The sequence below is a fragment of the Peptoniphilus grossensis genome (assembly GCF_001940285.1).
GTDB classification, from domain to species: domain Bacteria; phylum Bacillota; class Clostridia; order Tissierellales; family Peptoniphilaceae; genus Peptoniphilus_A; species Peptoniphilus_A faecalis.
Genome location: NZ_MJIH01000001.1, coordinates 262,297 through 275,488, shown reverse-complemented (window position 1 = coordinate 275,488; position 13,192 = coordinate 262,297). Strand labels below are relative to the sequence as shown.

16 protein-coding genes and 2 tRNA genes are annotated in these 13,192 nt (G+C 29.6%); all 18 read left to right on the top strand.

Features of this window, described 5'->3' with window-relative positions; all coding sequences use genetic code 11:
• The first annotated feature begins 4 nt into the window (after window positions 1-4).
• Window positions 5-385: a prepilin-type N-terminal cleavage/methylation domain-containing protein gene (locus BIV18_RS01370; protein ID WP_075658947.1), complete on the top strand. Its 381-nt coding sequence runs from the start codon at window positions 5-7 to the stop codon at window positions 383-385.
• Window positions 375-1,106: a prepilin peptidase gene (locus BIV18_RS01365; RefSeq protein WP_075658946.1), complete on the top strand. Its 732-nt coding sequence runs from the start codon at window positions 375-377 to the stop codon at window positions 1,104-1,106. Before BIV18_RS01370 ends, BIV18_RS01365 begins: the two co-directional genes overlap by 11 nt.
• A gap of 3 nt (window positions 1,107-1,109) precedes the next feature.
• The gene (locus BIV18_RS01360) at window positions 1,110-2,393 is read left to right on the top strand and encodes a hypothetical protein (protein WP_075658945.1); all 1,284 of its coding nucleotides are present in this window, start codon (window positions 1,110-1,112) and stop codon (window positions 2,391-2,393) included.
• Between the two features lie 26 nt (window positions 2,394-2,419).
• A complete protein-coding gene (locus BIV18_RS01355; RefSeq protein ID WP_075658944.1) occupies window positions 2,420-3,406 on the top strand; it encodes an AIR synthase family protein in 987 nt (328 codons plus the stop codon).
• A 68-nt stretch (window positions 3,407-3,474) separates the two neighbouring features.
• Entirely contained in the window at window positions 3,475-4,815 is a 1,341-nt protein-coding gene (locus BIV18_RS01350; RefSeq protein ID WP_075658943.1) for an N-acetylmuramoyl-L-alanine amidase, read from the top strand.
• An 11-nt stretch (window positions 4,816-4,826) separates the two neighbouring features.
• Window positions 4,827-5,543 (top strand): ribonuclease PH, encoded by a 717-nt coding sequence (gene rph, locus BIV18_RS01345; RefSeq protein ID WP_075658942.1) that lies wholly within the window; start codon window positions 4,827-4,829, stop codon window positions 5,541-5,543.
• On the top strand, window positions 5,540-6,124 hold the full coding sequence (gene rdgB / locus BIV18_RS01340) for an RdgB/HAM1 family non-canonical purine NTP pyrophosphatase (protein WP_075658941.1): 585 nt from the start codon (window positions 5,540-5,542) through the stop codon (window positions 6,122-6,124). The genes rph and rdgB overlap by 4 nt, the downstream gene beginning before the upstream one ends.
• A 50-nt stretch (window positions 6,125-6,174) precedes the next feature.
• A tRNA-His gene (locus BIV18_RS01335) sits at window positions 6,175-6,251 on the top strand.
• A gap of 35 nt (window positions 6,252-6,286) precedes the next feature.
• A tRNA-Leu gene (locus tag BIV18_RS01330) sits at window positions 6,287-6,373 on the top strand.
• A 213-nt stretch (window positions 6,374-6,586) separates the two neighbouring features.
• Window positions 6,587-7,309: an NfeD family protein gene (locus tag BIV18_RS01325; RefSeq protein ID WP_075658940.1), complete on the top strand. Its 723-nt coding sequence runs from the start codon at window positions 6,587-6,589 to the stop codon at window positions 7,307-7,309.
• A gap of 8 nt (window positions 7,310-7,317) precedes the next feature.
• On the top strand, window positions 7,318-8,310 hold the full coding sequence (gene floA / locus BIV18_RS01320) for a flotillin-like protein FloA (RefSeq protein WP_075658939.1): 993 nt from the start codon (window positions 7,318-7,320) through the stop codon (window positions 8,308-8,310).
• A gap of 89 nt (window positions 8,311-8,399) precedes the next feature.
• Window positions 8,400-8,930 carry a hypothetical protein gene (locus tag BIV18_RS01315; RefSeq protein ID WP_144015189.1) on the top strand — a complete coding sequence of 177 codons (531 nt, stop codon included), beginning with the start codon at window positions 8,400-8,402 and terminating at the stop codon, window positions 8,928-8,930.
• A gap of 81 nt (window positions 8,931-9,011) precedes the next feature.
• Window positions 9,012-10,025, top strand: coding sequence for a PhoH family protein (locus BIV18_RS01310; protein ID WP_075658937.1), 1,014 nt, complete (start codon window positions 9,012-9,014; stop codon window positions 10,023-10,025).
• Window positions 10,025-10,471: an rRNA maturation RNase YbeY gene (ybeY, locus tag BIV18_RS01305; protein WP_075658936.1), complete on the top strand. Its 447-nt coding sequence runs from the start codon at window positions 10,025-10,027 to the stop codon at window positions 10,469-10,471. The genes BIV18_RS01310 and ybeY overlap by 1 nt, the downstream gene beginning before the upstream one ends.
• Before the next feature lie 4 nt (window positions 10,472-10,475).
• Complete coding sequence (locus tag BIV18_RS01300) at window positions 10,476-11,183, top strand: diacylglycerol kinase (RefSeq protein WP_075658935.1); 708 nt, start codon at window positions 10,476-10,478, stop codon at window positions 11,181-11,183.
• Window positions 11,184-11,597, top strand: a complete 414-nt coding sequence (gene cdd, locus BIV18_RS01295) for a cytidine deaminase (protein WP_075658934.1) — start codon at window positions 11,184-11,186, stop codon at window positions 11,595-11,597.
• Window positions 11,584-12,489, top strand: coding sequence for a GTPase Era (gene era, locus BIV18_RS01290; RefSeq protein ID WP_075658933.1), 906 nt, complete (start codon window positions 11,584-11,586; stop codon window positions 12,487-12,489). The genes cdd and era overlap by 14 nt, the downstream gene beginning before the upstream one ends.
• Window positions 12,473-13,186, top strand: coding sequence for a DNA repair protein RecO (gene recO, locus BIV18_RS01285; RefSeq protein WP_075658932.1), 714 nt, complete (start codon window positions 12,473-12,475; stop codon window positions 13,184-13,186). The genes era and recO overlap by 17 nt, the downstream gene beginning before the upstream one ends.
• The last annotated feature ends 6 nt before the right edge of the window (window positions 13,187-13,192 follow it).

The following is a 13,192-nucleotide window of genomic DNA, read 5'->3' as shown; positions in this document are numbered from 1 at the left end:
TTTTATGAAATTAAAAAAGAAAAATCAGGGTTTTACACTTATTGAATTAGTAATTGTAATAGCAATTATCGCAATATTAATTTCAATTGCAGCTATGAAGTATAGCAAGACAAATCTTGCAGCAGAAGCAGCAGCGCATAATTCTAATGTAAAAGTTTTAAAGAGTGCAGGAATTTTATATTTAATTGATCATCCTGATGAAAAAAGTATAAGTATAGAAAATTTAAAACCCTATATTGAAAGTGGAAAGATTCCCAAACCTGCAAAACATTTAGGCAAAGCAACTACATTTACAATAAGTGTAACAGAGGATGGAGATGTGGATGTTGAACCAGGTCTTGTAAAAGTGTCAAACAATTCTTTAGTAGAAGAAAATGGAAAATAATTTTTATAAAATTACTCTAATTTTTTTGGTTTTTATGCTTGGAGGATCCTTTGCATCTTTTTATCATGTATTTGTCAATAGAAGAGAAAAAAAGGAAGATTTCATATTTGCAAGGAGCCACTGTGACAATTGTAATAGAAAATTAGCATTTTATGAAATAATTCCTGTATTTTCTTATATTTATCTTAAAGGAAAATGCAAAAGTTGTGGAGAAAAAATTGGCATAGACAAATTTTTAACAGAAATTTTAATTTCAATTCTTTCTGTTTTAAATTTTTTTAAATATGGAAATTCACTTTATACTATTTTATTTATTGTTATAATTACAGTGGCAATTTTTATTGGAATAATAGACTTAAAGACAGGATATATTTATAATATAGACCTTTTTATAATTTTAGTCTTTATTTTGCTTTTAAAATTACTTGCAGAAGAAAATATTTTAAATTCTCTAAAATTTTCTCTAGGAATAGGTTTATTCTTTTTCATGCTATATAAATTTACGGAGATGATGGGACTTGGAGATGTTTATTATTCCTTTATAATGGGATTTTTTGCTAATAATTTATTAGAAGCCTTTAATTTATTTAAGGATTCCTTTTTAATAGCAGCAATATTTTCTATAATTTTAATTTTATTAAAGAAAAAAAGTTTTAAAGATTCAATTGCTTTTGGACCTTTTATTAGTATATCTATTATTATTTTCATATTATGCAGGTGAATTATGTTTCAAAAAAAGATTACTAAATTTATAATAAACGACGGATTTATAAAAATTAATAAAGATATAAAAGAAGAGTTAAAAATTGCCCTTCCTTATAGAATTTATAGAGATGGTGAAATATTAGATTATCACCATTTTTATTACAAATTAAGTAAAATTATGGAAAAAATTAATTTTAACAGGAAGGATAAACTAATCTTAATATTTGACTCTTCATCTTTTATTCACATTAATTATAAAATTCCAGAAATTGATGAAAGCGAGATAAAAGATTTTCTTAAATTAGAACTAGAAGATTACGGGGATTTTGATCTATCAAAATATGAAGTTTTTTACGATTCTATAAAAGAAAATGAGATCTTAAATTTATCAATTGATTTAGTACCAGCAAATTTGATTTTAAAATTAAAAGAAGTTTTGGAGAAATTAGAGATTTCAAACTATGAAATAATTCCAGAACCGCAGTCTATAAATAAAGATGGAAAATATATTGAGATTTCTCCAACTTATGTAAAACTAATTTCTGTAAAAAATAATTTAGTAAATTTTTATGAAAAAATCTACGATAAAAATTTTGAAAAACTAATTGAAGAAAATAAGTTAGAGGAGCAAAATGCCTCTAATATAATCAATCTTCGCTATGACCCAGAAGAATCTAAAATTGATGAAGACTTTCTGTTTAAATATAAAAATTATTTTACCAATTATATTAGTAAAATAGAAAAATTTGCAAAGGGTGAAAAAGTAGAATTATTTGGGAATATTTGTGATTCAACAATTATAAAAGAAACTTTAAAAACATTTAGCAGTTTAGAATATAATCTCTTAGAAGAAGACATACATGATAAAATTGCTATAAGAAAGGAGAAGAGAGAAAATAATAGGTTAAAAAATAAAAATTTTATAAATTTAATTCTTGCTATTTCTATGGTTTCAATAATTATCTTTAATTTAGTATATTTTTTAAATCTAAAAAAAGAAAATGAGATTAAATTGGCAAATACAAAAGATGTAAAAAAGGAAGAAGTTGTAGAAACTAATATGTCTAGTGATAAATTCCAAGAGAGAAATAAAATTTTTATAAATAAAATTTCTGAAATTCAAAAACTTGAGGATAAAAATTTAATAATAACAAATTATTCCTTTGACAATGGTAGGATTATAGTGAAGGGAATAGTAAAAAATGAGGAGTATTTTAACAAAGTTTTTAGAGATATAAATATTCTCAGCAAAAATATTTATATGGAGAATGGGTTTTACAAATTTGAAATGCAAATTAAATAATTGTAAAATTCAATAGGGGTGTTATTTTGAAAATAGGAAAATTAAAAGCAGAATTATTGGAAAAATATATTTTCAATAACTTGAGTTCAAATAGAGAAGAAGTAATTATAAAGGGTGGAACTGGATTAGACAATGCAGTTTTAGACTTTGGTGGAGATTTAATTGTCGCATCGACGGATCCTATAACGGGTGCTTCAAAAAATATTGGTTCTTTAGCAATAAATGTATCTGTAAATGATGTAAGCTGTCAATGTGCAGATCCTGTGGGAGTTTTAATGACAGTTTTAATTCCACCAAGTGCAACAATAGATGATTTAAAGGAAATTATCGACGATGCAAATAGTACGGCAAACAAATTAAATGTGGATATAGTAGGCGGTCACACAGAAATAACGGATGCAGTAAATAAAATTTTAATTTCCACTACAGTCTTAGGAAGAGTTAATAAAAAGATTAGGCCAGATATAAAAAGCATTAAACCAGGAGATGTGATTGCAGTTTCAAAATATATTGGTATAGAGGGAACAAGTATCATTGCTCATGATAAGTCTAATATAAAAGAAGTTTTAAATGAAGAAGAATTAAAACTTGCCATATCACTATCAGATGAAATTTCAGTTTTAAAGGAATCAAGACTTGCATCAAAATATGGAGTTAAGCATATGCACGACATTACTGAGGGCGGATTGTATGGTGCACTTTGGGAAACAGGTGTAGCAATAGATTATGGTTTAGCTACTTATTATGATAATATTCCCGTACTTGATGTAACAAAAAAAGTTTCAGAATTTTATGCAATTGATCCCATGAGACTTATTTCAAGTGGAAGTATGCTAATGATTTTTGAAAAAGATAAATTTACAGAGTTTAAAAAAGCAGCAAAAAATGAAGGAATAAAAGTTACAAAGATTGGCGAAGTAATTAAAGAAAATAAGACAGTAGTAGTATTTAATGACAAAACACTAGCTTTATCAGAACCAAGCTCTGATGAGCTTTACAAAATTATTGATTAACTATTACAATTTGGTTACAATATTGACAAATTAGTTAATGATATATAAACTTTAACTAGGTGAATTATATGAAAAAAATTATCAAATTATCAATATTATTTATAGCAATACTTATTACACCAGTATTTGCAGCAAATATTTTTTCTGTGAGTATTGGAAGTAGTGTTTTTAAAGTTAAAGAAGCAGGCGTTTTAGTTAATAAAGAGACGCTAAAAACTGAATTTTCTCCATACATAAAAGATGGAAGAACTTTCGTGCCAATTCGTGAAATCACAGAGAAACTTGGTGCTAATGTAAAATGGAATTCAAAGGACGAAAGCATAAAAATTACTTTAAACGGCGATGTAATTAATATGCAAATCAATAATCCAAATGTAACAGTTAATGGAAAGAAGATTTCATTAGATAAAGCACAAGCTCCACAACTTGCACTATATAAAAGCCCACGAAGAGAAACTAAGACAATGGTACCTCTTAGATTTATTTCAGAAACCTTTGGATACGAAGTAAACTGGAACAATGAAAAAGTGAGAGCAGAAATTAGCACAGAGTCGTCAAAATCTATTGTAGAAGAAACTAATAAGGAAAACGCTGAAAGAAAATCAAATAGTAAAAATGATAATCAAAATTCCACTGACAATAAAAAATCTAACATTAAGTCAGTATCAATTTTTGATAGCAACTATTTTCAATCAAATGCAGAAAAAAAAGAAACTGATAACATAAAAAGCCAAATAAACAATGGAAATGAAAACAAAATATTTGAAGAAGCAGATCTAGATTTAAAAGATAAAAAGAATAAAGTAATTAAAGACAAAATTGAAATAAATGGCAAGCTAAATATTATTATTGACCCTGGCCATGGAGGTAAAGATTCAGGTGCAATTGCACTTGATGGATATACTTATGAAAAAGATTTAAATTTGCTAGTTGCTGAAAGTTTAATGGAAAAACTAAACTCAAATCAAGAAATAAATGCAACCATTACAAGAACAAGAGATGAATATGTCAAACTTTTAGACAGAGCATCTGTATCAAATGATAAAAATGCAGATTTATTCCTTTCAATTCACTTTAACAGCTCCGATAATTCAAGTGCACAAGGAATTGAAGTATTATACGCCTCAGAAAATAATATTTCAATAAAGGATACTGTTCAAAAACATTTTGCAAACTGTTTACAAAAAGCACTTATAAGGGAAACTGGTGCTGTTGATCGTGGAATTAAAAACAGACCAGCTATAATTGTATTAAATAAAACAAAAAATGTTTCTGCACTAGCTGAGCTAGGATTCTTATCAAATGAAAGAGATTTAGAAACAATAAAAGACCCTGATTACATTGATAAATTAGCTAGGGGACTCTATAATGGAATAGAAGACTATATGAATAGCTATGTTATTAAGTAAGAAAGGGAATTATGAGAGAAGATAGACAAAACGACGAAATAAGACAAATTAGAATAACGCCAAATTATTTGGGACATCCAGATGGTTCTGTATTAATTGAATGGGGAGAAACAAAAGTTATTTGTACAGCGATGATTGAAAATAAAGTCCCTGCATTTTTAAGAGGAAAGAATAAAGGATGGCTTTCAAGCGAATACTCAATGCTTCCTGGCTCAACTCCAACAAGAAAAGTAAGGGACATCTCAAGGGGAAAACTTGACGGAAGAAGCAGTGAAATTTCAAGATTAATTGGGAGAACACTTAGATCATGTATAGATTTAGATAAAATTGGGGAAAGGACGATATGGATCGACTGCGATGTCATTTCGGCTGACGGTGGAACAAGAACCGCATCCATAACGGGATCTTATATTGCACTTAAAATTGCAGTGAAAAAAGCTTTGGAAAATGGAAAATTCAAAGAAGACCCAATAATTTCTAAAGTTGCTGCAATTAGTGTAGGAAAAGTTGGCGGAATAAATTTAGTAGACTTAGATTTCAGGGAAGATTCAAATGCTGATGTTGACTTAAATGTTGTCATGAACGATAAATTTGAACTAATAGAAATTCAAGGGACTGGCGAAGGGGATACTTTTTCAGTTGGAGAGCTAAATGAATTTTTAAAGGGTGCTAAAAGAGGAATTGAAGATATTTTTAAATATTTTGAAATTGTGGAGAAGTATATATGAGAGAATTAGTTTTATCCACTGATAATATTAATAAGTTAAGAGAAATAAGGGAAATTTTACAAGATTTAGACGTAAAAATTTATGGGAAATCAGATATAGAAGGCTTGGATTTTGAAGTAATAGAAGATGGCGACACTTTATATGACAACGCATTAAAAAAAGCAAGTGCAATTGCAGATAGAGTTAATTACGCAGTTTTAGCAGATGACACGGGTTTATTTGTAAATTCACTCAATGGAGAACCAGGAGTTCATTCTGCAAGATATGCATCAGAGCATGATGACAAAAAGAATAGAGAGAAATTATTAAATAATCTAAAAAACAAAGAAGACAGAAGTGCATATTTTAAAACACAAATAGTTTTAATCGATGAAGATAAAAACATTATTCCTATTGAAGGAGTTTGTTCTGGTAAAATTTCACTTGAAGAAAAAGGCGACAATGGATTTGGCTATGACAGCATCTTTGTACCAGACGGATTTGACAAGACCTTTGCAGAGATGAGCCATGAAGAGAAAAATGAAATTAGTCACCGAGCAAGAGCATTAAAGAATCTTCGAGATAAACTTTCAATATTGTAAAAAACAATTGACAAAAAATATATAATTTGTTAATATATATATTGTTCGTGGTGGGTATGGCCTAGCTGGTTAAGGCGTCAGATTGTGGTCCTGAAGATCGTGGGTTCGATTCCCACTATCCACCCCACAATATATAGGAGTGTCTTAGACACTTCTTTTTTTGCTAGAGTGGCGGAATTGGCAGACGCACCAGACTCAAAATCTGGCGGTCGCAAGATCGTGTGGGTTCGATTCCCACCTTTAGCACCAACATCGTGTATCATACCGTTATTATGCGAAATGATGCACGATTTTTTTTTAAAACTTTAATAAAAAATAAAAAAACTTTTAAATTAAATAAACTTCATAGAAAAAATTCAATATTTTAAAACATAAATTATTTTAATCTTAGCCTGAAATAAAAATTTTTCAGATTATTAATAAAATATTATGGGTAAATAATTTCTAGAAAGGGAGGTCAACTTGAAAAAATTAAAAAAATGTTTTTATGCTCTTCCATTTTTAATGCTCTTTACAAACTTTGTATACGCAATAGGTGAAAGCAATTTTATAAAAAGCTTCTTTTCTAATGATTATATTTTTACAATTTTACTTATCATTGCTATTGTGAGTGCTGTTTTTGAAATTTTGACTCCTGGTTTTGGAATTGGTGGAATTATTTCTATTCTTTCTTTTGTAATGTTCTTTTGGGGGAATATTGCAATGGGAAACACTAATTGGTTTGAAATTTTGTTATTTGTCTTGGGACTTTTATTGCTTGGTTTTGAGATAATGATACCAGGTTTTGGCATAGCAGGAATCAGCGGAATACTTTCAATATCAGTTGCTATTGTTTTAGCTATGAAAGATATTTACTTCGCTATTTTTTCTCTTGCGATTGCCCTTGTAATTGCAGTAGTTTTAGGATTTATTCTTTTGAAAAAGGGAATAGACTCTGAAGTTATAAATAGACTTAGACTTTTTACAGAAAGTTCAAGTGAAAGAGGATATGTATCTGTTGAGAGCGAAGAAGTAAGAGTAGGAGATGTTTTAATAACTAAAACAGCTCTAAGACCAACAGGCTATGCGACTTTTGATGATAAAAAAATCGAAGTTATTTCAGATGTTGGATTCATTGGAAAAGATGAATCAGTTATAGTAGTTAGAATTAGCGGCGCAAGAGTTTTCGTCGAAAAAAATATTTAGGAGGATTTATGAATATTTATCCCTTTGGAAGCATTATAGTTATCGTATTAATTTTTATACTTATATCAATATTTTTGTCCTTTGTTCCTATTGGACTATGGGTAACGGCTTTTTTCTCAGGTGTTAAAATTAAAATTTCAGAACTTATTGGTATGAAACTTAGAAGGGTTAAGCCTTCAAGGATAGTTGTTCCTGCTATTAAGGCAACTAAAGCTGGTTTAAATCTTGAAATTTCTAATCTTGAAGCACATTATCTTGCTGGTGGCAATGTAAATACTCTTGTAGATGCACTTATTGCAGCACAAAGGGCAAATATTCCTCTACAATTTGAGAGGGCTGCAGCTATTGATTTAGCTGGTAGGGATGTACTTGAAGCAGTGCAAGTTTCAGTTAACCCAAAGGTTATTGAAACACCAAACATTTCCGCAGTTGCTCAAGATGGCATTGAGGTAATTGTTAAAGCAAAGGTAACTGTTAGAGCAAATATTGAGAGACTTGTTGGCGGTGCTGGTGAGCAAACTATTATTGCAAGAGTTGGTGAAGGAATTGTAACAACTGTAGGTTCATCTCAAAGTTACAAAGCAGTTTTGGAAAATCCAGATTCAATTTCTAGAGTTGTACTTGACAAGGGACTTGATTCAGGAACTGCTTATGAAATTTTATCTATTGATATTGCCGATGTAGACGTTGCAAGAAATATTGGAGCAAGACTTCAAACTGATCAAGCAGAAGCAGACAAGAGAATTTCTGAAGCTAAGGCAAGTGAAAGACGTGCTATGGCTCTTGCTCGTGAACAAGAAATGAAGGCTGAAGTTGAAGCAATGAGAGCAAAAGTTGTGGAAGCTGAATCACAAGTGCCTATTGCAATGGCTGAAGCTTTAAAGAGTGGAAATTTAGGAGTCTTTGATTATTACAAAATAAGAAACATAAATTCTGACACTGATATGAGAAATTCTATTTCGAAAATTTCTGACAAAAATCAAAAAAAGGAAAATAAATAATGAGCCATGGTTTTAGTATTCTCATCACAATAATTTCTTTAATACCAGCCATAATTTTTGTTATTTTTTTTAAAATATTATTAATTATAATGAAGCGCAGTAAAAAGAAATTTACTGAAGATATTTATGAAGAAAATAGAAAATTTCATGGAGATAAAAAATCAGATGTAGACACTTTAGCTAAGGAAATAAAAAGAATAATCAATGAAGAGAGAAAAAAAGAAAAGAACAAAAAGAGTTCTAAAGAAGAATCTAAAAAAAGAAAGAAGAATATTTTAATAGATAAAGATCCAAAACTTTCTCAAAGGGAACTAAAGGAAAAACTTCTAGAAAATAGAAAGTTAAAAAATCGAGATAATAAAAATTATAAAGAAGAAAATTTGTCGGAAACTTACAATCTTGAAAACACTTATAATTTGTCAAAAACTTATAATTTAGAAAAGGACAGCGGAAAAATAATAGATAGTGAGTTTATTAAAGAATGTGAATCAGATCAAGTTTTTTATGAAGATGAAAATGGGGAAAATATTGACCTTAATTTTTTAGATTTTAGTGTAGAAGATTTGCCGAAAATGATTGTTTATAAGGAAATTTTCGACGAACCTTTAAGTCTTAGATAAATAAGGGCTTGCTTTTCATAATCTATGGAAAAGTGAGCCTTTTTGTGGTATTATAATAATCACGTTTAAGGGGGTATATATTTGGCAAAAGTGGAAAGCTCCATTGATATTAATGATATAAATTTATTGACAATTGTTTTTGGAAAATTAGATGAAAATATTGGTCTAATTGAGAAAGAATTAGATGTATCTATTAAATCCAAAAAGGATAAAGTTTTAATATATGGTGAGGAAGAAAGAGTTGAAGATTCTTTAGTTTTATTAAACAATTTAATTGAAACTGCAAAGAAGCAAAATAATCTAAGTCTTTCCGATGTTAGATATTCTATTTCTTTAGTTAAAAATAATGAAAAGAGACCAGTATATGAACTTTTAAAAGACACAGTAGTTTATACCTCTATGGGTAAACCTATAAGGGCAAAAACTCTTGGTCAAAAGAGATATATTGACAATATTAACAATAGCGACATTGTATTTGGAATTGGACCTGCAGGCACTGGCAAAACTTATCTTGCAATGGCAGCGGCAGTTCGTGCCTTTAAGTCTAAGGAAGTAAATAGAATAATCCTAACTAGACCAGCTGTCGAGGCTGGAGAAAATTTGGGATTTTTGCCGGGAGATTTGCAAAATAAGGTTGATCCATATTTAAGACCACTTTATGATGCTCTCTTTGAAATACTTGGTCACGACACATACAACAATTTATTTGAAAAGGGACTTATTGAAGTCGCACCTCTTGCTTACATGAGAGGTCGGACTTTGGATTCTGCATTCGTAATTCTTGATGAAGCTCAAAATACAACAAATGAGCAAATGAAGATGTTTTTAACTCGTCTTGGGTATGGTTCAAAAGCAATTATTACTGGTGACGTTACTCAAATAGATTTACCTCATGGCAAGCAATCAGGGCTTAAAACTGTTCTTAAAATTCTCGCAGGGGTCAAGGGAATAGGAATTACTTATCTTAATAAAAATGATATTGTTAGACATCCCCTAGTTCAAAGGATTATCGATGCCTATGAAAAATATGAAAAGAATAATGAGAAGGCAGAAAAGCTTATTGAAGATAAAAAGTCCAAAAGTTGGGGAAAATAATGCAAGTTTATTACGATAATAGACAAGAAGATATAGAAATAACAGAAGAAATAAAAAATCTAATAAAAAAGTCCATTGCTGCAGTTCTTAAAATTGAAAAACTTGACGAAAATGTAGAAGTTTCAGTTTCTTTCGTTGGAGATGAAGAGATAAGAAAATTAAATCGTGATTACAGAGGCGTCGACAAAAGTACAGATGTACTATCTTTTCCTATGGATGATGAATTTATTCTAGACAATAGAATTTTAGGAGATGTTATAATAAATACAAAACGAGTTATGGAGCAAGCAGAAAAACTGGGTAATTCCAATGAAAGAGAGTTATCTTATCTAACAGTTCATAGCATACTTCATCTTTTAGGATATGATCATATGGAAGATGAAGACAAAAAAGAAATGAGAGAAAGAGAAAAGCTTGCAATGATGGAGCTTTCAATTTACAGGTGATTTTATGAAAAAAGGACGTTTTATATCTTCATTTAATTATGCGGTGCAAGGAATCATTTCTGTATTAAAAACAGAAAGAAACATGAAGTTTCACTATCTTGCAGCACTTGGAATAATTATTTTATCTCTTTTTTTTGATATTTCATCTACAGAATTTTTATTAATGCTATTTGCCATTACTCTTGTAGTATTTGCAGAGATGATAAATACTGCTATTGAAAGGACAATTGATCTAGTTGTTCAAGAATATAATCCAATAGCAAAATATGTAAAGGATGTATCTGCTGGTGCAGTTTTAATAACAGCCATTAATGCAATTGTAGTAGCTTATTTAGTTTTTTACGACAAATTTGCATCCTTCGGAGATTTGATTTTGTTTAAAATAAAAAACATGCCAAACCACTTGGCTTTTGTGTCCTTACTTATAATTATTATTGCAACAGTTGGTGCAAAACTTTTAATGGCTAAAAAGAGTGGAGGTACATACTTTCAAGGTGGAGGACTAAGTGGACATTCTGCAATTTCTTTTTGTGCCGCTACAATTATAACTATGATTGCAGAAAATTCCCTCGTAACCCTCTGTTCCTTTGGGCTTGCCTTTTTAGTTGCTGAAAGTCGTGTTGAAGGTAAAATCCATAAAGTTTCAGAAGTAGTTGTTGGTGCAATACTTGGAATATGTGTTGCAATATTTGTATTTAAGGTAGTTGGTTAAATGGAATATAATAAATTAATAGAGCTTGCTATAAAGGCAAGAGACAATATGACATATACGCCTTACTCACATTTTAATGTGGGATGTGCGGTTGAAATGGAAGATGGATCAGTTTATTCTGGAGGGAATATTGAAATTTCTTCCTATTCTCCAACAAATTGTGCAGAGAGAACGGCGATTTTTAAGGCGGTTTCTGATGGTAAAAGAGAAATAAAAAAAATTGCCGTAGTCGGAGATAGCGATTACACTTTTCCTTGTGGAGTATGTAGGCAAGTTATTCGTGAATTTTCAAAAAATCCTGAAATAATAATTGCAAATTCCACGGAAGATTACAAAGTTTATGGAATTGAGGAAATCCTACCTCATTCTTTTGGTCCAGAGGACCTTATGGGAGATGAAAATGACAGAAAATAATTTTAAATCAGGATATGTATCTGTAGTTGGCAGACCTAATGTTGGAAAATCGACTTTATTAAATGCGATAATTGGTGAAAAGATTTCAGCTATATCTTCAAAACCACAGACTACCAGACAAAACATTACTTTTATTCACACAGATTGCAATTCGCAAATAATATTTTTAGATACGCCGGGAATACAAAGACCAAAAAATAAACTTGGTGAATTTATGCTTACTGAATCAAAGGAAAGCATAGAAGATGCTGATGTAATAACTTATATTGTGGATACTTCAAAGAGAATTGGAAAAGCTGAAAGATCAATTATTGACATTTTGAAAGAGTATGAGGGTAAAATTCCAATAGTTTTATTAATAAACAAAGTTGACACAATAAAAAAGGATGAACTTTTAGAAATTATTTCAATGTATGCAAAGGAAGAAATTTTTAATGAAATTATTCCTATTTCTGCAATAAAAAATGACGGAATTGACATTTATTTAGAGACTTTAAAGAAATATTTAAAGCCCGGACCAATGTACTATCCAGATGATATGATTACTGATAAAAACGAAAGGTTTATTGTATCAGAAATAATTAGAGAAAAGGGACTTAAATATTTAAATGAAGAAGTTCCTCATGGTCTTGCCATTTCAATTGAAAAATTTAAAAAAAGAGAAGGCAAAAATATTTATGACATCGAAGCAAATATTTTTGTGGAAAGAGATTCTCACAAGGGGATTTTAATTGGAAAAGGTGGTTCGATGTTGAAGACAATTGGAACTGAAGCAAGAGAAGATATTGAAAAACTTTTAGATGCGAAGGTTAATCTACAAATTTGGGTAAAAGTTGAAAAAAATTGGAGAGAAAGAGAAAATTTGGTAAAGAGATTTGGCTACGACAAATAATTACACCTTGGGAATTGTCTTAAATGAAATGGAATTTGGCGAGAGCTCAAAAATTATTAGAGTTTTTACTAGAAATTATGGGATAATTTCCATTATGGTAAAGGGAGCGATGACTCCAAAGTCAAAAAATTTAGGAGTTTCACAAGTTTTTGGTGTAAATGAATATCTTTTGAAAAAGGGACAAAGCTTTTTTTATATTGGCGATGCAAAAATTGTAGAGTCTAATTTTAAAATTAGAGATAATTATTATAATTTAATTTATGCATCAATTCTTCTTGAGATTTTAGAAAAATCCTCTATCCATGGTGAGGCTAACAAAAAAGTTTTTGACCTAATGAGAAAATCTCTATACTTTTTTAACTTTACAAGGGATCCGATTTCGCTTGCTATCGCCTTTGAATTAAAATATCTATCTTTTATAGGTTATAGACCTAAACTTGATATAAAAGAAAAATCCTATTTTTCTATAAGAGAGGGAATTATAGATTTTCAAGATCCCTATTCCTTTTCTTTATCAAGAAGGGATTTAGTTTACTTAAATAAATTACTTTATAAAAAATTTGAAGAGATAGAAAATGAAAAAGACATGGAAGAAATTGATGTAAATAGAAAAAAATATTTGCACAATATTATTATAAAATATATAAAATACAATTTAGATATAAGCAGTTTTAAGTCAGATAGGCTGTTTAATTAAGGAGGA